Consider the following 20,613-nt stretch of genomic DNA (forward strand, 5'->3'; position numbering starts at 1 on the left):
TTGCAACGACCCCTGGAATCCACCCCCTCGGCTGAGCCGAGGGAAGGGGGCCTTCACGCGCTTCACTTGACCGGACGCGGGGTGAGGTTCACCTCCACCGTGTTGCCCGGGCCGGTGGCGACCGCGGAGACGAGCTCGTTCAGGAATCCACAGCCCTGCAGCGGCGGCAAGGTGTAGGTACCGCTGAGCTTGCCACCCGCCAGCGGGTCGAAGCCCGCCTTGGACTGCAACGGGATCTGCGCGGGCGTCTTCGTCTGACAGGTCGGGCTCGACGAGACCGGGATGCCGAAGACACTGATCCGCGGCAGCTTGACCGTCACCGCCGACGTCGACTTGAGCACCCCGTTGGCCAGGGTTCCCGTGGTCTTGCCCGCCGGCGCGAATTCGATCTTCGCGTTGACCGGGACGAAGCCCCACAGCGTGAACTTCGCGCTCGTCGGGTTCAGCGTGAGGTCGGCGTCGAAGGTCCCGTTCGCCAGATTGATCGCCGCGTCGATACCGCCGCGGAGGTCGATCGGACCGCTGAGCTTCTTCAGCTGCGACTTGCCTGCCAGGTCGTAGCTGTACCGCACACCGGGCGTGCTCTTCGGCTTGGTCTTCGCCGTCACCGCCGCGCTGGGAGCCGACTTGTTGCCCGCCGCGTCCTTCGCGACCACCGTGAAGGTGTACTCGGTGTCGGCCGTGAGGCCCTCCACCGTCGCCGTGGTGCCGGTGACCGACTTCGCCAGGTTCGCGCCGTTGTAGACGTCGTACCCGGTGACACCGACGTTGTCGGTCGCGGCGTCCCAGGCCAGCACGACGGTGGTTTCGGTGGTGCCGGTGGAACGCACGTTCCCTGGCACGCCCGGGGCCACCGTGTCGGGCGCGGCCTGCGTCCGGACGGTCACCGCGGCGCTCGGGGTCGACGCGTTGCCCGCGGCGTCCTTGGCGACCACCGTGAACGAATACTCCGTACCCGCCGCGAGACCATCGATCGTCGCCGTGGTGCCGGGGACCGACTTCGCCAGGTTCGCCCCGTTGTAGACGTCGTACCCGGTGACACCGACGTTGTCCGTCGAAGCGGTCCATTCGAGGCTCGCGCTGGTCTGCGTGGTCCCGGTGGAGCGCGGGTTGCCCGGTGCGGCGGGAGCCTGCGTGTCGGGCGCGGCCTGCGTCCGGACGGTGGCCGCGGCACTGGCGGCCGACGCGTTGCCCGCGGCGTCCTTGGCGACCACCGTGAACGAATACTCCGTGTCCGGCGCGAGGCCGTCGACCGTCGCGGAGGTCTCCGTGACCGTCTTCGCCAGGGTGGCGCCGTTGTAGACGTCGTAGCCGACAACACCCACGTTGTCACTGGCCGCTTTCCAGGACAGCTTGACGCTGGACTGGCTGACGTCCGCCGCGACGAGGTCGGCCGGGACGCCGGGCGCCTCGGTGTCCGGGACGGTCGGCGTCCGCACCGTGACCGCCGCGCTGGGCTCCGACTTGTTGCCGGCCGCGTCCTTCGCGACGACGGTGAAGCTGTACTCGGTGTCGGCGGTCAGCCCGTCGACCGTGGCGCTGGGTTCCGTCACCGACTTCACCAGGGTGCTGCCGTTGTAGACGTCGTAACCGGCCACGCCCACGTTGTCGGTCGAGGCGTCCCAGGCCAGACCGACGCTGGTCGCCGCCGCTCCGGTCGAGTGCAGGCCGCCCGGCACGCTGGGTGCCTGCGTGTCGGCACCGGCCTGCGTCCGGGCGGTCACCGCGGCACTGGCGGGCGACTTGTTCCCGGCGGCGTCCTTGGCGACCACCGTGAACGAGTACTCCGTGTCCGGGCTCAGGCCCTCGACCGTGGCGCTCGTGTCCGTGACCGACTTGACCACTTCGGTACCCCGGAGCACGTCGTAGCCGGTGACACCGACGTTGTCGTTGGAGGCGTCCCACGCCAGCGTCACGCTGGTCTGCGTGACACCGGTCGAGCGCGGGTTCGCGGGCGTCGTCGGTGCCTGCGTGTCCGGGGCCTTCGTGGTGTGGGCGGTCACCGGCGCGGTGGCCGGGGAGACGTTGCCCGCCGCGTCCTTGGCCTTGACCGTGAAGCTGTAGTCCTTGTCCGGCGTGAGCCCGTCGACCGTGACCGAGGTGCCGGTCACGGACTTGACGAGGTTGGCGCCTTCGTAGACGTCGTAACCGGTCACGGCGACGTTGTCGGTCGCGGCGCCCCAGGAAAGCGCGACGCTGTTCTGGGTGACCTCACCGACTGTCGCCGCGCCCGGAGCCGAAGGCGGGACGGTGTCGGGCGCGGCCGTGATCGTGAACGTGTGCAGCACGTTGGCCTGCCCGTTCGCGGGCGTGCAGTCCGCGACGAAGGTACCGAGGCCGGTCTCCGCACCGGAAGCCGTCAGCGGCGTCATCGTCAGCACCAGGTCGTGCACCGACAGGGTCGCCGTTCCCGGCTGGTCGAACCGCAACGACGGCGCGGCACCGCCCGCGTTGACGATCAGATCGTTGCCCACCGGCGGAATCGGCTGCTGCGGGATCGCCGTCGGCACGCCCACCGCGAGATGTCCCTGCGGACTGGACACCAGCGAGGTGGCCAGCGCCGACCCCTTGATGGTTTCGGCGCCGACGAGCCGGAGGCCCTCGGTGGCCGTCTTGCCCGCGTTGGACACCGCCGTGATGTCGATCTTGGGCGTGAACTGGCCCACCGGCACCGTGTCCGGCAGCGTGGCGTTGATGTCGACCGACACGTCCTGGTTGCCGATCAAGGGGAACGGGCAGCTGTAGATCTGGCGCAGCGGCGGGTGGTTACCCGTGCCGACAACGGCTTCCGGGGTGACGGCGGAACCGGTCACCGTATAGGTCTGCAGGACGGTTTCCTGTCCCTGTCCCAGGGTGCAGTCCGAAACGAAGGTGCCGAGCCCGGTCACGGTGCCGTCCGCCTTGAGCGGCGTCATCACCAGCTGGAGACCGTTCACCGCGAGCGTCGCGGTACCCGGCTGGTCGAACCGCAACGCGGGCGCGCTGCCCTTGGCGTTGACGATGAGATCGTTGCCCGACGCGGGAATGGGCTGATTCGGCACGTCGGAGTCGACCTTCACCGTCAACGCGCCCTGAGTACCGGGCATCTTCACGGTCGAAGTCGCTTTCGCGGTGCCCTTGATGGTTTCCGCGCCGACGAGACGCAGACCGTCTGTCGCGGTTTTCCCCGCATTGGACACGGCCGCGATCTCGATGGCGGGAGTCAGCTTTCCGGCCTCGATCGTCGACGGCTGTGTCGTCTTGATCGTCACCGAGACGTTTTGATTGCCGATCAACGGGAACGGACAGGAATAGGTCTGCGTGAGCTCACCCGGAGCCGCGGCGCTGGTGCCCGAACTGACGGCGAGACCCAGCGCCACCAGGGCGGCCGTGGTCACCGCGGCGACTCCTCCGGCCAGTCTTCGATTACGTCTTCTGTGCTTCACAGGTCACTCTCCACTGATCGCTCACAACCCACTGAAACAACGACACGAGAAAAAAGCCTTTACGAGGTCCACCTCGGCGGAATACAGGGGCGCCACAGGCAGGCCACACGGAATTAACACATCCGCGGGCCGAGCAGGCAAGGGAAAGTCCAATTCCGCCGCGGCAATTCGAAACAGTTGTCACCGGCACGCGATTCTTCGTCGGCAAACCTGTCAGGCGCGGGACATCCCGAACGCGATCCCGGCACGGCGCTCGACGGATACTGGCCAACAGTCGACGGCCCGGCGAAATCTTCCACGTGCCCCCACCAGGCGGTTGCGCGCCCTTACCGGGGAGTGCTAAGAGAGAATTAGCACTCTAGGGCCGCGAGTGCCAATCGCCTGGCCTCGGTGTGCTGACGGCGGTGGCCCCGGTGCCGCGGACCACCGCCGGCTTTCACGAACGTTCTCCGAAGGTTGGAGTGCCGGATATGACAGCTGTGCTCGTTTTCAGCGCCCTGGTCACGGGCATCGTCACCGCGGTCGCCGTCGCCGCACGGAAGTACCACCTGGACGACCTCACCCGGAACTGACCAGGATCCCTTTCACCGAGCCGAAGGAGCTTTCATGGGGTTGGAGAGGGTTTGGATACGGACTCTCAGCGATGGCCTCCTCCGCGCCGATCAGGTCATCGGCCTGACCGCGCATGCCACACCGTCGATTCCCGGCAAGGCGCCGCGATGGCTGCTCGATGCCACCGTCTCCCTCCCCGCGGGCAGCGGCACCACCAGCGGCTGGGACATCGGGATCCTGCACCGCACGATCATCCAGACATCCGCCGAGCCCGTCGAAGGCCCCGAACTGCTCGCCCGCCTGCTGGCCCGCCTGGACGTTCCCGGTACGGCCGGGATCATCGAACCGGTCGCCGCTCGTTCGGCGGGTGACGCGGGCGCGGTCCGATTCGACTTCCATTCCTTTACCGAGGACCAGGAAACCGCGACCGGAACCGGCGATCCGGCCCAGTGAGCGAGCCGGTCCCGTCTCGTGAGTGGTAATGACGGTTAGAACCGTCATTACCACTCACGACGGCTCGACAACCCGCGCGGCGCGCTCCGGGTCGGCGTCCGCTGAGCGCCCCACCATCCGTGCTCTCGTTCCCGGACACCGCTAACGTCATGGTCCGTTCGCGTCGAGCCTCAAGGAGGACGGTATGTCCGAGGTCGTTCTGTTCCATCACGCCCTGGGGCTCACGCCGGGGATCACGGGTTTCGCCGACGAGCTGCGCCGTGCCGGGCACGACGTGTGGACGCCCGATCTGTTCGAGGGCCACGTGTTCGACACCTTGGAGAAGGGCATCGCCCACCTCGAACAGATCGGTTTCGGTGCGGTGCTCGAACGCGGTTCCCTGGCCGTGGAGAACCTGCCTTCGGACCTGGTTTACGCCGGATTCTCGGTGGGCGCGCTCCCGGCGCAGAAGCTCGCCCAGACCCGGCCCGGCGCGCGCGGAGCGCTGCTCTACTACGCGTGCGTGCCGGTCTCGGAGTTCAGCCCGACTTGGCCGGAAGGTGTGCCGGTCCAGGTCCATGGCATGGACGCCGACCCCTTCTTCGCCGGCGAGGGCGACCTCGACGCGGCACGCGCGCTCGTCGCCGCCACCGGGCAGGCCGAGTTGTTCCTCTACCCGGGCGACCAGCACTACTTCGCCGACCGCACACTCGCTTCCTACGACGCGGCCGCGAGCGCACTGTTGCTCGAACGCACACTGGAGTTCCTTCAGCGATGACACGCGGTCGTGTCCATAGTGGACAGTCGCTGCCCACTGATCCACCGGAATGTGACCGTCGTCACTGTTGGCCGGGATGTGGCAACCTCCGGCACCGGCGAACGCCTTGAAGCTCAGGAAGCTCCAATAGCGGAACTGGGGAACACATGAAGAGACTGTCCGCCATCCTGACCGCGATACTGGCGGTGCTCGCGTTGGCGCCTGCCGCGCCCGCCGGTGCGACGACCCGGTTCGACCGGGAACTCACGGCACGTATCGCGCAGGCCCAGGCCTACGCCGACAGCAGGCCCGGGGAGACCGGGATCGTCCTGCGGGACCGGTGGACCGGTGCCGTCTACCGGAGCGCGGCCGCCGGGACCCTCATCTGGGCCTGTTCCACCCCGAAGCTGGCCATGGTCGTCGACCTGTTGCTGCGCAATGACTCCGGTGCGGTCAAGCTGACCGCCGAAGACCGGGACCTGATGCACCGCATGCTCAACTCCAGCGACGACGCCGCCGCCCACACCCTGTGGACCCGGTACGGCGGGGAAGCCGAGTTCGCCAAGCGTTTCCCGTCCTACGGGATGACCGACATGCGGTTCACCGACCAGCACCCGCACCACTGGGGCTGGATCCTGACCACCGCGAACGACCTGGACCGGCTGATCAACTACGTCCTGACCAAGCTGCCCCGTCAGCACCGCGACTACATCGTCCACGAGATGCGCAACGTCGACGTCAACCAGCAGTGGGGCGTCTGGGGCGCCGGGTCCGCCGCACGCCCCGGCAACAAGGACGGCTGGTCCGACGACAACGACGACGGCTCCTGGATCATGAACTCGGTCGGCTTCGTCGGGCCGCACGAGCGATTCACCCTCGCGTTGATGAACAACACCAAGGTCATCCAGAACGGCTTCGAAACCGGTCAGGAGACCACCACGAAGATCAGCGAAATCCTGTTCAAGGGCTACTTCAAGGGCTGACCGTGCCGCGCGTCGGGCCCGATGGATCCCCATCGGGCCCGACGCCGCCACTCGCTCAGTTCGGCCGCTGCGGCGAGCGTTCGACGTCACCGCGCCAGGCACCGGTCTCCTGACCGTCACGGTTCTCCACGAAGACCTTGAACCGGTCCAGGTCACCCTGGACACGACGGTCGAGAATGCCGAGCTTGTCGGCCACGTTCTCGACGAAGCCTTCGGGGTCGATGTCCATCTGGACCGTGACCCGGGTGTGCGCGTCGTCGATACGGTGCACAGTCACGACTCCAGCGTGCTTCGGCCCCGACTCGGACTGCCACGCGACACGTTCGTCGGGGTGCTGCTCGGTGATCGTCGCGTCGAATTCGCGGGTCACCCCGCCGATAGTCGTCTTCCAGCGGGTGTGGGTGTCGTCGACCTGCTCGATCGAGTCCACGCCTTCCATGAACCGGGGGAATTCGGAGAACTGGGTCCACTGGTTGTAGACCGAAGGCACATCGGCTTCGACGTCGACCGATTTGGTGATCGTGCTCATCTCGATAGCTCCTTGAAAAGAGACTGGTCGCCGCACCTGCGGTGCGCGGACGCCCTTCGGCTACCCGCCCATCCGGCCCGGCAAACCGATCCGCTATCGATGCATATCTTCGGGACTGGCGACCTCTTCAGAGAAGATCGAGAGCACGCAGGATGAAGAAGCCGGCGACGCCCACGACGAGGATGCCGATCGCGATGAGGGTGATGATCGACGGCCCCCGCGAGGGAATCGGCTGCGGATGTGACAGCCCCGAGGTCTGCCCGGCGTCGGGCGGTGTGTCGCCTGGCGGCACGGATCCGCCCGTCTCCAAGCCAGGGACGTCTTCCGGTTCCGGTCCTGGTGCGCTGCTCATGACATCCAGGGTGACAGGAGCGCCGCCGGCAGGCAGAACGAGCTCAGCGGTGCCCGGTCCGCAACGCGTAACGCCGCTCGGCGTAGGCGAGGTCGTCCCGCCAGAGCCGGGCCGAAGCGCGGCGCATGAGCGGCCGCAGCAGCGGCGCGATCCGCGCGGCCCTGCCGAAACCCGGCCGGTCGGAGGTGGCGATCGTCGCCTCGATGACGCTGGTCCGGGGACGGCCGTCGGGGCCTTCGCCGAGCGGCGTGGCATGGGTTTCCACGACGCTGCCCGCCCCTTCGCCCTCGATGATGGTCATCAGCACGGTGCGCGGTTCCGGGCAGGTGAACTCGGCGATCACCGGGACGCCCAGTTTGCCGGCGAGCCGGAAGGTCACTTCGACGACGAACCGGTCGTCGGCGTCGGCGACGTCGGTTCCCCGCGGGGCCGACACCACCCGCAGGCGGGTGAACGAATACGGATGGAACCAGGCGCCGTGCCATGGATCGAGCCGGTTGGCGACGACGTCCTCCGGCTCGCAGGTACCGGTCAGGGTGGCGACCGCGTCGATGGCGACGCCACCGCTGGGGCGAGGCGGCACGACGGGCCGGTCAGTGGGGCGTTCCCCGCCGAAGCGGTCGAGGCGGACCCAGACGAGCACACCGTCGTCGTAGCACGGCAAGGCCGACCAGCCCGGTCGTTCAGGCCCGATTCTCATTCCGTGCCAACGGCAAACCAGCTCTCCACAGTGGACACGTGCTTCGTCGAGGGGAGCACCGAGGTGCGGGCAGGCTCCCGGGCCGATGACGAGCTCGTTGTCGGCACCACGCCAGGCGACGAGTTCCCGGCCGCCCACCCGGAGGCCGAACGGTTTGTCGCGGCGGATGTCCCGGCTGGCCCCGGCGACGAACCAGTTGCCCGCGGGGCGGGCGTCCGCGCGTTTGACCGCGGCCTCGATGAGCGCGGGGCTGCACTCGCGGTAAGTCGGCTCCTGCCGCGCCCAAGCCGGTTCGCGAAACGGCTGCACCGGCCACCTGGCAGGCCAACGCTCGACCACCTGCCGCCTGAAGTCCACGGGAACACTCCTGATCGACGTCGTCGGGATGAGCTTCTCCGTGGTTCATCCTGTGACACCTGGAGCGGTTCCGCAACGGTTCGCCGGTCGAGTCAGGACTTCAGCCGCCCGGCGGCGAGGTCCAGCGCACCGGCCAGGTCGTTGACCCAAGGCGCTCCGCGGACATTGAGTCCTTCCCAGCCGGGGCCCGCGACGGCGACCTCGAAACCGAGGCGCTGCAACCGCTGGCACAGCACGTCGTCGACGGTGTTCGCGGACATCGACCACAGCACGACGAGCAGCGGGTCCAATTTGGACGCCATCCCGGCCATGGTCTCCCCCGGCACCATCTGGCCGAGGTAGATCGCGGGGATACCCACCTCGATCATCGAAGCGCGCAGGACTTCGACCGGCAGACTGTGCCGTTCGTCCGGGCAGCAGGCGATGAGCACCGCCCGCTCCGGCGGCACCTTCGCGAATCTGGCGACGTATCGCTGGAGAGCGAGCGAGACCTCGGTGGTGAGCGCCCACTCCGATTCGAAGCAGACGTCACCCCGCAGCCAGCGGCCGCCGAGCGCGCGCAGGATCGGCAACAGCACGTCGGTCCACGTGCTCGCCGCGCCCAGCGCGTCAAGCGTCTCGTCGAGCAGCGCCGCGATGGACGCGAATCCCAGCTCTTCCGCGGCCTGTTCCAGCTCGTCTATGCGGCGCTCGAGCGAGACTTCGGGAACCACGTCTTCGACGTCGGCGAAGGCGGCCGCCGCCGCCTCGCGGGCACGGATACCACGCTGGATGAGTCGCTGCATGTACTGCAGCCTGCGGACATCCTCGTCGGAGTAGCGACGATGGCGCCCGTCGGCCCGCAAGGACGGCCCGACACCGTAACGGGATGCCCAGGTGCGGAGCGTGACCGGCGAGACACCCAGTGTCTCGGCCACCATGCCCGGAGTCCACGAACCCCCGGCACGGGGACCGCTACGACCGCTCACCTCACCGACATCCATCCAACACCACGTTTCCCTACCCGTTCGGCCCAGTTTACGAGTCGGCACGAAACAAAGTGCGCGAACACCGTCCACTGGAGGGCCCGGCGGGAGGCGGGGAGGTGCCCGGCGGCGCCGCGGCGTCACCGGGGGGAGGCCGGTGACGCCGGGCGCCGCCCGGCTTCCGGACCCGGCCGCGTGGGGGAGCACGCTGGGCCCGGGAGGGTGATCGAAGGTCGCGCCTTCGATCCGACGGCAGCCGTTTTCGATGCACACACGATCCACGCTTGAAGCGCGAAAGAGCGGGTACTCCTTCACTTTCAAGCCGCTGACAGCGAAGCCTCCCAGGTTGCGACGGCGTCGCTGGATCTAGTAGACAGAGTACACCCGCAGTGCAACGGTTGTGAATCGAAACTCCGATCGGTGAGAGGGGCAGTCGCATGGCGTCGACCATGGCGGCGGAGGTGCTGCCGCCGGACGAGGCGCCGGAGGGGTGGCTGGACATGCTCGGCGAGCGCTGCCGGACCGAAGCGCTCGAATTCGTCAGGGCGCGCGCGATCGAACACTTTTCCGGGCACGGTGAAGGGGAACTCGCGGAAACCGTGCTTCCCGAGTTCGTCGCCGGTGGAAAGTGTCTTCGGCCGATGTTCGCCTATGTCGGCTGGCTTTGCGGTGAGCCGGAAGCCGAGGCCGCGCTCCGGGCGGCTTCCAGTTTGGAGCTGTTGCACTGTTTCGCGCTGGCGCAGGACGACGTCATGGACGGTTCCCCGGCCCGCCGCGGCCGTCCCGCCCTGCACGTCCGCTTCGCGCGGTGGCACACCGACCAGGGCTGGGCCGGATCCGCTGACCGATTCGGCGAGTCCGCCGCGACGCTGGCGGGCGATCTCTTCCTGATCTGGTCGGAGCGGATGTTGCGTGAATCCGGCCTGGCCGCGGAAACGCTGGCCAGGGGCTGGCCACGGTACGACCTGATGCGGGCGGAACTCGCCGTCGGGCAGCTCGCCGACCTGGTCAACGACGCGCGTTCCCTTCCCGGCTGGGAGGAACTGCTGGACGTCCTTCGCCGGAAGTCGGGTAACTACACCGTTCGCAGGCCCTTGGAGTTCGGTGCCGCGCTCGCCGGCTGCGGACCGGACGTGCTGGCCGCGCTGGCCGAGTTCGGCGGGCTGATCGGTGAGGCGTTCCAGTTCCGGGACGACCTGCTCGGTGTTTTCGGCGATCCGACCGTCACCGGGAAACCCGTCGGCCAGGATCTGCGTGAACGGAAGGCGTCCAGCGTGGTGGTACTGGCGGCGGAGATGGCGGGCCGCGGGCAGCGCGCGGAACTCGACGAACTGCTCGGGCTTCCCGTCGTCGGCGGCGAAGCGGTAGCCCGGTGGAGTGAATTGATCGTCGCGTCCGGAGCCCGCGATCGCCTCGGCGAGCTCATCCGGGAACGCACCGACAAGGCGCTGGCCGTCCTCGATCCGGCGGTGTTCCCCGAGCACGCCGCCGAAGCACTGTCCCTTCTCGCCGCCCGGTGCACGGAGCGGGACCAATGAAGACGGTGACCGGCCGGACGGACCGGGTGGTCGTCGTCGGAGCGGGCTTGTCCGGTCTCTCGGCCGCCTTGCATCTGGCCGGGCGTGGTCGCGAAGTCGTCGTCCTCGAACGGGATCCGGGTCCCGGCGGCCGGGCGGGGTCGATGGAGCGCGAGGGTTACCGGCTCGACACCGGACCCACCGTGCTCACCATGCCTTCGATCCTGCAGGACACCTTCGGCGCTGTCGGCGCGGAACTGTCCGACGAACTACCGCTCACCCGCCTCGATCCGGCCTATGTGGCCCGATTCGCGGACGGCAGCGGTCTGCCCGTCCACGCGGACGCCGCGGCGATGACGGACGCGGTCCGGGAGTTCGCCGGTCCCGCCGAGGCGGCGGGATACGTCCGCCTCCGCGACTGGCTGACCCGGCTCCACCACGTCGAATTCGCCCGGTTCATCGACGCGAACATCGATTCCCCGTTGGGCATGGTCCATCCCGACCTGGCCCGGCTGGTGGCGCTGGGCGGATTCCGGCGGCTGGACGCGAAGATCGGCACGTTCCTCTCCGATGAGCGCCTGAAACGGGTCTTCACCTTCCAGGCGCTCTACGCCGGTGAATCGCCGATGCGGGCGTTGGCCCTCTACGCGGTCATCTCCTATATGGACACCGTGGGCGGGGTGTACTTCCCGCCCGGAGGGGTGGCCGCGCTCCCCCGGGCGCTGGCACGGGTCGCCGCGGCGAACGGGATCGCCTTCCACTACGGCGACGCCGTGCAGGCACTCGAACGGACAGGTGACCGGATCACCGCCGTACGCACGGCGGGTGGCGATCGTCATCCGTGTGACGCCGTCGTGCTCACGACCGAGTTGCCGGAGAGCCACCGGCTGCTGGGCCGGGTGCCTCGACGGCCGGTTCCGTTGCGTCCGGCGCCGTCGGCCCTCGTCGTGCACGCCGGCGGCCCCGGTGACGGCTCCGGGATCGCGCACCACACCATTTCCTTCGGGCGCGGATGGCGCTCCACGTTCGACGAGCTCATCACCGCCGGACGCCGGATGACCGATCCCTCGTTGCTGATCACCCGGCCGACCGCGACCGATCCGGGACTCGCCCCGTCGGGCCGTCAGCTCTACTCGATCCTCGCCCCGGTACCGAATCTCGACCGTGGCCCGATCGACTGGCGCAGCGAAGCGGGCCCGTATGCGGAAGAGATCCTCGCGGTGGCCCGCGAACGGCTGCTTCCGGGTTTCGAACCCGAGTTCACCGAGGTCATCAGCCCCGCCGACTGGGCCGATCGGGGGCACGTCGCCGGCACCCCCTTCAGTTACGCGCATTCCTTCGCCCAGACAGGACCGTTCAGGCCCAGGAACTTCCCCCGTGGCACCGACAACGTCATCCTGGCCGGTGGCGCCACGGTGCCGGGCGTCGGCGTGCCGACGGTGCTGATCTCGGGACGGCTCGCCGCCGACCGGATAACCGGTGTGCCGAAACGACGTCCACGGATTCTCGATCTCGCGAGAGAGGAGGCCCGATGACCCGTCGCGAACTGGACGCCGCCGGCATCCACGATCCCGGGCTGCGCTCCGCCTACACCTGGTGCCGTGAGGTGAACGCCCGGCACGGCCGCACGTATTTCCTGGCGACCCGGATGCTGACGCCACCCCAGCGTCCGGCGATCCACGCGCTCTACGGTTTCGCCCGGTGGCTCGACGACATCGTCGACGAACCGGAACCCGGTGCCACGCCACAGTCCCTCGCCGCCCGTCTGTCCTCTGTGGAGGATCGGTTTCTGCGGGACCTCTCGCGGGGAGCGAGCGAGGACCCGTTGCTGACCGCGGTGATCGACACCGCCACCCGGTTCGAACTGGAGGAGAAGCTCTTCCGCGCGTTCTTCACCTCCATGCGGATGGATCTGAGCGTGACCGACTACGCGACCCGCGAGGACCTCGATGTCTACGTGCACGGGTCGGCGGAGGTGATCGGCCTTCAGGTGCTTCCCGTGCTCGGCGTCGTATCGCGCCGTGAAGAGGCCGCGCCGCGGGCCGCGGCGTTGGGCAAGGCGTTCCAGCTGACGAACTTCCTCCGTGACGTCGCCGAGGATCTCGGCCGGGGACGCGTCTACCTGCCCGCCGACGAACTCAAGGAACATCGCGTCGACCGGGAACGGCTGTCGTGGTGCGCCGGGCGTGGTCGCGCCGACTCGGCCGTGCGATCCGCGATCCAGGACCAGATCGCCCGGACGCGGCGCGTCTACGCCGAGGCACGGCCGGGAATCGCGATGCTGCATCCCGTCTCGCGGCCCTGCGTGGCCACCGCCGCGGCACTGTACGGGCGGATCCTCGAGCGGATCGAGAGCGCGGATCATGACGTCTTCGCCGGCCGGGCGACGGTGTCCAAAGGCCGCAGGCTCGCGGTCGCGTGCGGCGCGCTGGCGCGTGCGCAGTGGGCACGCAGGCGGCACCCCGCGCCCGCTCCCCCGGCGGCGGTGGGCTGAATGGGCAAGGCGGAGTACTTGATCGTGCTGGCGGCGTGCGTCCTGATCACGCTGCCGCTGGAGATCGCGGGCGCCCGCGTCTACCGGCGACCGAAACGCCTCGCCGGCGCGCTCCTTCCGGTGGCGGTCGTCTTCCTCGTCTGGGACGTACTGGCGATCGCCGGTGGCGTCTGGCATTACGCGCCGGAGTTCGTCACCGGTGTCCGCGCCCCGTTCGGCGTCCCGCTGGAGGAGGTCCTCTTCTTCGTGGTCATCCCGGTGTGCGGGGTACTGACCTACGAGATGGTCCAGCTGACGCTCACCGCGGTCCGGCGACGCGAAGACCGGCAGGCGGTCCGCCGTTGATGCCCTGGGGTTACACCGTTCCGGCCGTCACCGCGGTGATCGTGGTCGTGTTCCTGGAGCTGGCCGTCCTGAAGACGGGCTTGTTCCGCAAACCCGCCTACTGGCTCACGATGGCCGTCGTCACCGGCTTCCAGATCCCGGTCGACGGCTGGCTGACCAAGCTGTCCGCCCCGATCGTCCTGTACGCGCCGGAGCACATCACCGGCTGGAGGTTTCCCTGGCACATCCCGGTCGAGGACTTCCTGTTCGGTTTCGCGCTGGTGACCGCGGTCCTGCTCCTGTGGGAACGTGCCCGGCTCGGCGAGGAGGCTCAATGAACGGTCTGGAACGGGACGGACTTCCGCGCGCGGACGTGCCTTCGGCCTTCGACACCGAAGCACGCTGGTACGACCGCCTGGTCGGCGCCAATCCCGGCTACCACGAACATTTGCGGCTCTCCGCCCGCCGTCTCGGCCTTCCCGCGGACACGCGCGGCTTGCGGCTGCTGGACGCAGGGTGCGGGACAGGCGCCTCCACCGCGGCCCTGCTCTCGGTCGCGCCCGGCGCCCGGATCACGGCTTTCGACGCGTCCGGGGAGATGCTGGCCCGGGCCCGCGCCAAAACATGGCCCGCGACGGTCGGATTCGTGCACACCCCCGTCGAGGAACTGTCCGATGTGGAGGGACCGTTCGACGCCGTCTTCGCCTCGTACCTGCTCCGCAATCTCGCCGATCCCACCGGGCAACTGCGCCGCCTCCGGCGCCTTCTGCGTCCAGGAGGACGAATCGCCGTTCACGAGTACTCCGTCCAGGACTCCCGCCGCGCACGGTGGACCTGGAACGCCGTATGCGCGGGCGTGATCATCCCGCTCGGCAGGCTCACCACCGGCGACGCGACGCTCTATCGTCACCTGCGCCGCAGCGTCCTCGGATTCGACGGGCTCGGGGCACTCACCCAGCGCCTCCACGACGCCGGATTCACCGACGTCCGCACCGGGACGGTTGCCGGCTGGCAGCGGGACATCGTCCACACCGTGCTCGGGACGAATCCGCCGGAGACGTCATGAATCCACCCCTGGGACGCGACCGTCGAGCCGTCACGAGGCCGGGAGCGCCCGGCCTCTCCGACGCGGGCATGCTGGGACGTCGTCCCACCGCGGCCGTCGTGGGTGGAGGGATAGCCGGCCTGACCGCCGCGACCGCGCTGGCCGAACGCGGCGTCGACGTCACCGTCTTCGAGCGGGAAGACCACCTGGGTGGCCGGGTCGGCGGCTGGCCCGAACGGCTGCCCGACGGCACCGCGGTGACCATGAGCCGGGGCTTCCACGCCTTTTTCCGCCAGTACTACAACCTTCGCGCCCTGCTCAAGCGAACCGACCCGCGCCTCGAACGACTGGCGCCGCTCTCCGACTACCCCCTGCTCGACGCACAGGGGCGGACGGACACCTTTGCCGGGTTGCCCCGCACGCCGCCATGGAACGCCGTCGCCTTCGCTTGGCGAAGCCCCACCTTCACCCCACGGGATCTCCTGCGGCTCAAGGGTCGTGAAGCCCTGCCGCTGGCCACGGTGAGCGTGCCGGAAACCTACGAACGGCTCGACGGGGTCGACGCGGCGTCGTTCCTCGAAGCGATCAACTTCCCCCCGGCCGCTCGGCACCTCGCCTTCGAGGTCTTCTCCCGCAGTTTCTTCGCGGACCCGCGCGACCTGTCCGCGGCGGAACTGGCGACCATGTTCCACCTGTACTTCCTGGGCTCCAGTGAAGGACTCGTCTTCGACGTGCCGAGCGACCCGTTCCCGCAGGCGCTGTGGGATCCCCTCACCGGCTACCTCGTCGCCCGGCGGACCGACATCCGCGCCGGCGTGGCCGTCACCGCTCTTCACCGCGAGCCCGGCGGCTTCGCCGTCGAGACCGGTGACGGGACAGAGCACTTCGACGCCGCGGTACTCGCCTGTGACGTGGCCGGGCTGCGCGAGATCGTCGCCGCGTCACCGAGTGTCGGATCGGCCGCGTGGCGCGGCGACATCGCCGCCTTGCGCACCGCACCACCGTTCCTGGTACGCAGGCTGTGGCTCGACCGGCCGGTGGACGCCGCGCGGCCGCCCTTTCTCGGCACCGGAAGTGTGCCGCCACTCGACAACATCAGCCTGCTCGACCGGTACGAGGGAGAGGCCCGTCGCTGGGCCGCGCGCACCGGCGGGTCAGTCGTCGAACTGCACGCCTACGCGGCCACGAGGGACGACAGCGACGGCCTGGCCAAAGCCGTCGATGCCCGGCTTCACGAGCTTTACCCGGAAACCCGGAACGCGCACGTCGTCGGGAAGACCACGCTGTGGCGCGAGGATTGCCCGCTGTTCGGCGTCGGCGACTTCGCCCGACGTCCCACCGTCGAGACCCCGGACGCGGCGTTGGCACTCGCGGGCGACGGCATCCGGATCGATCTGCCCGTGGCCCTCATGGAACGCGCGGCCGCCACGGGCTGGGCGGCGGCCAACGTCCTCCTGCGGCGCTGGGGGCTCGAAGGCCATCCGCTGCGTTCGGTACCCAACAAGGGCAGGATCGGCCTGCTGAACCGGCTCGCCGCTTCAAACCGGCCACGTCCCGCGCCGGGCTGAAGGGGCCCTTCACCGCATTACACGCGGTGAAGGGCGCTTTCCTCGCATCGGATGCGGGGAAAGCGCCCTTCAGCCCCGTCGGTCAACGGGCGTTTGGGGACTCCCCTCGGGGTTACCCATCCGGACATGCGCAGTGTCGTGGATCGGGCAGCGGTACTCCTGGGACTGGGTTTCGGCGGGTTCGTCGACGGCATCTTCGCCCATCAGATCCTGGGCTGGCATCACATGCTGTCGAGCTGGTATCCCCCCGTCACCCCGGAGGACCTGCACCTCAACATGGTCGGTGACGGGCTGTTCCACCTGCTGTGCCTGATCTTCGTGGTCACCGGTGTCGTGCTGCTGAACCGGGGAGAGCGTCTGGCTTCCCGGGTGCTCTGGGGCGGGATGGCGGCAGGCTGGGGCGTGTTCAACCTCGTCGAGGGCACCGTCGACCATCTGCTGCTCGGCGTGCACCACGTCCGCCCCGGCCCCGGCCAACTGGCGTACGACCTGGGTTTCCTGCTGCTGGGAGCCTTGCTGGTGGTGATCGGCGTGCTGCTCTCACGATCGGCTCGTCCCGCTTCGCGCCGGACGACCGGCTGAGCCGACTCACACCCGTGCCAAGCCGGGCGAGCGGTTCCCGACCGACCCGCGGCTACAGGGGCGGGGGCGCGCCCAGGGTGGGCTTGTCCTTTCCGCCGTGTTCGGCCACCTTGAGCATGAGCCCGGCGGCGACCAGGACGATCTCCCGTTCAGCGGGTGTCAACCTCGATTCGAGAGCTTCGGCGAGCCACCGGTTTCCCTCTCGCACGTGTTCGTGCAGCGCGTCTCGTCCTTGTTCGGTGATCGCGACCCGCTGCGCGCGGCGGTCATGCTCGTCCGGGCGGCGAACGACGCGGCCGTCTTCTTCCAGCGAGTTGAGCACGCGCGTCAGCGACTGCGGCTGCAGACCCTCGATCGCCGCCAACGCCGAGACCGTCAGGGGTCCGCTGTGCCGGAGGTTCGCCAGCACCGACGCACCCACCCTGGTCAGGGCCCCGACGTCACCCGACTGCTGGGCCCGCAATCTGGACGCGAGCCGGGACACCGCCCAGCGCACCGACCCCGCCACCTGCGCCGACTCAGTCATCGAAGCCCACCGACACCGCGGATCGCCGAACTCCGTAGTCGATCAGCCTCCGGCCTATACCAAGCATATGCTTACTATATGTCATTCAAGACGACAGCTGCCAAGATTCAACGACCTCCTCCCTGGCGAGTGTTCCGCGGCCTCCTGGAACGCGATCTGCTCATCACCCGGAAACAGCTCCCGGGTGTCATGGCCCAGGTCCTGATGCAGCCCTTGCTCATGCTTCTCGTGTTCGGCAAGGTCCTCGGCGCACTGGGTTACACGCCACCCGGCTACCCGCGACTGCTCCTGCCCGGGCTCATCGCGCTGAACGCCTTCTTCGCGGCGACGCAGAACGCCTCGTTCCCGCTCGCCATGGAATTCACCACCCGCACCATCGAGAACCGGCTCCGCGCGCCGGTGACCCTCCCCTGGATCGTCGCCGAACGCATAGTCGCGGCGTCCGCGCGCGGGATCATCACGGCGGTCCTGATGGCACCGCTCGGCGCCCTCCTGCTCGGCGGTCTCGACTGGCCCCTGTCCGGCCTTCCACCGGCCTTGTTCTTCACCGTGGCCGGCGCGCTGACCGGTGGCGCCGTCGGGGTGACGATCGGCTCGCTCGTGTCCCCGGCCCGCATCGGGATCACCTTCTCCTTGGTGATGCCCCCGTTGCTCTTCACCGGCTCCGCCCAGTTCCCGTTCCCGGAACTCACCGCGGTCCCGTGGTTCCGGGCACTGTGCTCACTGAACCCGATGACCTACGTCAGCGAAGGACTACGCGGCGCCCTCACCCCGGAGATCTCCCATCTGCCGGGTTGGACGTGCGTCGGCGGGCTCGTTGCCGCGGCGCTGATCTTCCTCCCCGCGAGCCTGTGGTCGTTCAAGCGCAGGGCCATCGTCTGATCCGTCGGCCACCTGATGAGCGGGCAAGCCCCCAATTCCACGAGTATTAAGCGAATGCTTGGTAACTGTTGAGCTGGACGCGGTTCGCCCAGCCACGCCGAAGATCGGTCCATGATCGTGACCCCGGCCTCACCTCACTGAGGCGGCGACACGCACCTGGCCGACTCGCTCCCCATGCGGCTGACCAGGCCGTCGTGGCGGTCGCCGAAGGTGGCCCGCAGGGAGATCGTGGGCCTGAACGGGCACAGCGCCCGCATGCACGGGAAGCTTTCCGGCGAACTCACCGGCAGCCCTTAGCCGGTACCCGTGACCGGGAAACGAGCCAACGGTCAGCCGGCCGGGCTGCGGCGTTCCAGGAACACGGTGTCGTGCCAAGTGCCTTCACGCAGGACGATGCGTTCGCGGATTCCGACGGTGCGGTAACCGGCACTGTGATGCAGGGCGATGCCGGCGCGGTTGTCGGTGAGGATCGACGTCTGGAGGGTCCAGATCCCGGCGGCGTCGGCTTCGGTGACCTGCTTGAACAGCAAGGCTTTCCCCACTCCGCGGCCACGGTGGCTTTCCGCGACGCAGACCGACGTCTCGGCGACCCCTTGCTGGTGCTCACGCGCCGACATGGGCGTGGCCGCCGTCCACCCGACGACCTCGCCGTCGATCTCAGCGACCCAGCGATGCCCGGAAAGCCAGTTCCCGTCGAGCGCTTTACGAGTCGGGACTTCGATTTCGAACGTCGTCAGTCCCGTGGCGACGCCTTCGCCGTAGATCCGGCGCACCGCGCTCCAGTCCTCTTCGGCCAGTGCACGGACGGTGACGTCTTCGGGCAGGTTGTCCGGGCAGCACGGACGCGGCGCGAGCAGGCCCATCACCGCGTCGGCGGCGTGGGGAAGCCCGCTGCAGCAGGCCTGGTTGATCGTCACGACGGTGGCCGTGCCCTCTTTGCGCAGGTGCAGGAATCCCACCTCGGCCAGCTTCCGTACGTGATGGGAGCAGGTGGACTGGCTGGTCCCGAGGATCTCGGTCAGCGCGCCGACGGTCAGGCCGCGAGATGCGGTCGCGACGGCGTGCAGGAGTTTGACCCGCATCGGTTCGGCGAGGCAGGCGAACCAGCCCGCGTACGTCGCGGCTTCGCGCTCGGGCAGGAGACCGGCGAGGGGAACGGGCACAACCGTCGTCATGCCGTCAGTATCGACCAGGATCGATGGTTGCGTCAATCGATTCTGGTCGATACAGTCCCCGGCATCGCTTCAATCGAGACAGATCGATGAAAGGTGCATGGGGATGAACGAGCTGCCTGTCGTGGTGATCGGAGCCGGTCCGGTGGGACTGGCGGCCGCCGCCGAGCTGCTGGAACGGGACATCGAGCCGCTCGTGCTGGAACGTGGGGCGCGGGCCGGGGCCGACGTGGCGGCCTGGAACCACGTGCGGTTGTTCTCGCCGTGGTCCGAGCTGGTCGCGCCCGCGGCCGGGCGACTGCTGGCGGAAACCGGCTGGGTGCGCCCCGATGGCGACACGTATCCGGTGGGCGCGGAGTGGGCGAAGCGGTATCTGCGCCCGTTGGCGACGGCTCTCGACGGGCGGGTGCGGTTCGACGCCGAGGTGGTCGGAGTGGCGCGCCGGGGCCGGGACAGGGTCGTGGACAGCGGCCGGGACCACGAGCCGTTCACGGTCCACGTCCGCACCGCCGACGGTTCGGAAGAGCGCATCACCGCCCGCGCGGTGATCGACGCCTCCGGGACCTGGTCGACGCCGAATCCGCTTGGCGGCGAGGGACTTCCCGCCATCGGTGAACGGGCGGCGGCGGACCGGATCGGCTACCGGGTCCCGGACCTGGGCGACGAAACGGTGCGGGCGCGGTACGCCGGCAAACATGTCGTGGTCGCCGGCAGCGGGCATTCCGCGTTGACCGCACTGGTCGCGTTGTCCGGCCTCGCGAAAGACTCACCGGAGACACGGATCAGCTGGGTGCTGCGCCGCGGCGCGGTCGGCAACACCTTCGGTGGCGGCGAGGCCGATCAGCTTCCGGCACGAGGCGCGCTCGGACTGCGGGCCCGGGCGGCGGTGGACTCCGGCCTGATCGAGGTGGTGACCGGTTTCCGCACCGACGCGGTCGAACGCGACACCGACGGACGGCTGACCCTGATCTCCTCCACCGGACAGCGGATCGAGCGGATCGACGAGGTCGTGACCCTGTCCGGTTTCCGTCCCGATCTCACCTGGCTGTCGGAGATCCGGCTGGAGCTGGACCCGACACTGCAGGCACCGGTGGCGCTCGCGCCGCTGATCGATCCGAACGTCCACTCGTGCGGAACCGTTTACCCGCACGGCGCGGCGGAACTGTCCCATCCGGAGAAGGACTTCTACCTGGCCGGGATGAAGAGCTACGGCCGAGCGCCGACCTTCCTGGCGATGACGGGCTACGAACAGGTGCGCAGCATCGCCGCCCAGCTGGCCGGGGACCACGAAGCCGCCGCACGGGTCGAACTGCGGCTGGCCGAGACCGGCGTCTGCGGCGGTGCCGGTTTGTTCGACGAACCGGACGACGCGCCGGCCGCTGGTACCTGCTGCGCGGCTCCGGAACTCCTGACCCTGTCCGCGCCGTCGGCCACGGTCCGCTGATCGCGGC

At 69.0% G+C, this 20,613-nt stretch carries 21 protein-coding genes; 14 read left to right on the top strand and 7 right to left on the bottom strand.

All coding sequences use genetic code 11. The features are described 5' to 3' along the window. Window positions 1–62: 62 nt before the first annotated feature. Window positions 63–3,377: a fibronectin type III domain-containing protein gene (locus L324_RS17450; RefSeq protein ID WP_235783557.1), complete on the bottom strand. Its 3,315-nt coding sequence runs from the start codon at window positions 3,375–3,377 to the stop codon at window positions 63–65. Window positions 3,378–4,031: 654 nt separating this feature from the next. Between L324_RS17450 and L324_RS17455 the strand changes: the two genes are divergently transcribed. The 3 genes from L324_RS17455 to L324_RS17465 all read left to right on the top strand — a co-directional run bounded on the left by L324_RS17455 (window position 4,032) and on the right by L324_RS17465 (window position 6,149). Then, window positions 4,032–4,430 carry a hypothetical protein gene (locus L324_RS17455; RefSeq protein ID WP_037309088.1) on the top strand — a complete coding sequence of 133 codons (399 nt, stop codon included), beginning with the start codon at window positions 4,032–4,034 and terminating at the stop codon, window positions 4,428–4,430. Between the two features lie 184 nt (window positions 4,431–4,614). Beyond that, complete coding sequence (locus tag L324_RS17460) at window positions 4,615–5,187, top strand: dienelactone hydrolase family protein (RefSeq protein ID WP_037309091.1); 573 nt, start codon at window positions 4,615–4,617, stop codon at window positions 5,185–5,187. A gap of 146 nt (window positions 5,188–5,333) precedes the next feature. Beyond that, the gene (locus tag L324_RS17465) at window positions 5,334–6,149 is read left to right on the top strand and encodes a serine hydrolase (RefSeq protein WP_037309093.1); all 816 of its coding nucleotides are present in this window, start codon (window positions 5,334–5,336) and stop codon (window positions 6,147–6,149) included. Window positions 6,150–6,204: 55 nt separating this feature from the next. Here the strand turns inward: L324_RS17465 and L324_RS17470 are convergent, their stop codons facing one another. The 4 genes from L324_RS17470 to L324_RS17485 form a co-directional block, all read right to left on the bottom strand. After that, complete coding sequence (locus tag L324_RS17470; protein WP_037309096.1) at window positions 6,205–6,678, bottom strand: SRPBCC family protein; 474 nt, start codon at window positions 6,676–6,678, stop codon at window positions 6,205–6,207. Window positions 6,679–6,805: 127 nt separating this feature from the next. Beyond that, window positions 6,806–7,030, bottom strand: coding sequence for a DUF6480 family protein (locus L324_RS17475; protein WP_037309098.1), 225 nt, complete (start codon window positions 7,028–7,030; stop codon window positions 6,806–6,808). Between the two features lie 43 nt (window positions 7,031–7,073). Next, entirely contained in the window at window positions 7,074–8,087 is a 1,014-nt protein-coding gene (locus L324_RS17480; protein ID WP_081736377.1) for a Rieske (2Fe-2S) protein, read from the bottom strand. A 92-nt stretch (window positions 8,088–8,179) separates the two neighbouring features. Next, a complete protein-coding gene (locus L324_RS17485; protein ID WP_037309104.1) occupies window positions 8,180–9,070 on the bottom strand; it encodes a MerR family transcriptional regulator in 891 nt (296 codons plus the stop codon). A gap of 419 nt (window positions 9,071–9,489) precedes the next feature. Here L324_RS17485 and L324_RS17490 point away from each other — a divergent pair, with 419 nt between their 5' ends. The 8 genes from L324_RS17490 (at window position 9,490) to L324_RS17525 (ending at window position 16,582) form a co-directional block, all read left to right on the top strand. Beyond that, window positions 9,490–10,590, top strand: coding sequence for a polyprenyl synthetase family protein (locus L324_RS17490; protein ID WP_037309107.1), 1,101 nt, complete (start codon window positions 9,490–9,492; stop codon window positions 10,588–10,590). Then, the gene (gene crtI / locus L324_RS17495) at window positions 10,587–12,104 is read left to right on the top strand and encodes a phytoene desaturase family protein (protein WP_037309110.1); all 1,518 of its coding nucleotides are present in this window, start codon (window positions 10,587–10,589) and stop codon (window positions 12,102–12,104) included. The genes L324_RS17490 and crtI overlap by 4 nt, the downstream gene beginning before the upstream one ends. Continuing rightward, a complete protein-coding gene (locus L324_RS17500; protein WP_037309113.1) occupies window positions 12,101–13,063 on the top strand; it encodes a phytoene/squalene synthase family protein in 963 nt (320 codons plus the stop codon). Before crtI ends, L324_RS17500 begins: the two co-directional genes overlap by 4 nt. Then, the gene (locus L324_RS17505; protein WP_037309116.1) at window positions 13,064–13,408 is read left to right on the top strand and encodes a lycopene cyclase domain-containing protein; all 345 of its coding nucleotides are present in this window, start codon (window positions 13,064–13,066) and stop codon (window positions 13,406–13,408) included. It abuts the gene before it with no gap. Then, a complete protein-coding gene (locus tag L324_RS17510) occupies window positions 13,408–13,725 on the top strand; it encodes a lycopene cyclase domain-containing protein (protein ID WP_081736378.1) in 318 nt (105 codons plus the stop codon). The genes L324_RS17505 and L324_RS17510 overlap by 1 nt, the downstream gene beginning before the upstream one ends. Then, a complete protein-coding gene (locus L324_RS17515) occupies window positions 13,722–14,453 on the top strand; it encodes a class I SAM-dependent methyltransferase (RefSeq protein ID WP_037309121.1) in 732 nt (243 codons plus the stop codon). Before L324_RS17510 ends, L324_RS17515 begins: the two co-directional genes overlap by 4 nt. After that, window positions 14,450–16,000 (top strand): FAD-dependent oxidoreductase, encoded by a 1,551-nt coding sequence (locus L324_RS17520; RefSeq protein ID WP_037309124.1) that lies wholly within the window; start codon window positions 14,450–14,452, stop codon window positions 15,998–16,000. The genes L324_RS17515 and L324_RS17520 overlap by 4 nt, the downstream gene beginning before the upstream one ends. Before the next feature lie 126 nt (window positions 16,001–16,126). Further along, window positions 16,127–16,582, top strand: coding sequence for a DUF2243 domain-containing protein (locus tag L324_RS17525; RefSeq protein WP_037309127.1), 456 nt, complete (start codon window positions 16,127–16,129; stop codon window positions 16,580–16,582). Between the two features lie 52 nt (window positions 16,583–16,634). Here the strand turns inward: L324_RS17525 and L324_RS17530 are convergent, their stop codons facing one another. Continuing rightward, the gene (locus L324_RS17530; protein ID WP_037309130.1) at window positions 16,635–17,108 is read right to left on the bottom strand and encodes a MarR family winged helix-turn-helix transcriptional regulator; all 474 of its coding nucleotides are present in this window, start codon (window positions 17,106–17,108) and stop codon (window positions 16,635–16,637) included. Window positions 17,109–17,237: 129 nt separating this feature from the next. On the opposite strand from L324_RS17530, the gene L324_RS17535 reads away from it, so the two are divergent. Both L324_RS17535 and L324_RS43890 read left to right on the top strand, forming a co-directional pair. Further along, entirely contained in the window at window positions 17,238–17,990 is a 753-nt protein-coding gene (locus L324_RS17535) for an ABC transporter permease (RefSeq protein ID WP_235783558.1), read from the top strand. Window positions 17,991–18,164: 174 nt separating this feature from the next. Continuing rightward, the gene (locus tag L324_RS43890; RefSeq protein WP_268871922.1) at window positions 18,165–18,287 is read left to right on the top strand and encodes a hypothetical protein; all 123 of its coding nucleotides are present in this window, start codon (window positions 18,165–18,167) and stop codon (window positions 18,285–18,287) included. Window positions 18,288–18,319: 32 nt separating this feature from the next. On the opposite strand, the gene L324_RS17540 is transcribed toward L324_RS43890, so the two are convergent. Then, the gene (locus L324_RS17540) at window positions 18,320–19,165 is read right to left on the bottom strand and encodes a helix-turn-helix domain-containing GNAT family N-acetyltransferase (protein ID WP_037309134.1); all 846 of its coding nucleotides are present in this window, start codon (window positions 19,163–19,165) and stop codon (window positions 18,320–18,322) included. A gap of 103 nt (window positions 19,166–19,268) precedes the next feature. On the opposite strand from L324_RS17540, the gene L324_RS17545 reads away from it, so the two are divergent. Continuing rightward, complete coding sequence (locus tag L324_RS17545; RefSeq protein WP_037309137.1) at window positions 19,269–20,606, top strand: NAD(P)-binding domain-containing protein; 1,338 nt, start codon at window positions 19,269–19,271, stop codon at window positions 20,604–20,606. Window positions 20,607–20,613: the final 7 nt, after the last annotated feature.

It is taken from the genome of Amycolatopsis orientalis DSM 40040 = KCTC 9412 (assembly GCF_000478275.1).
GTDB lineage: Bacteria > Actinomycetota > Actinomycetes > Mycobacteriales > Pseudonocardiaceae > Amycolatopsis > Amycolatopsis orientalis.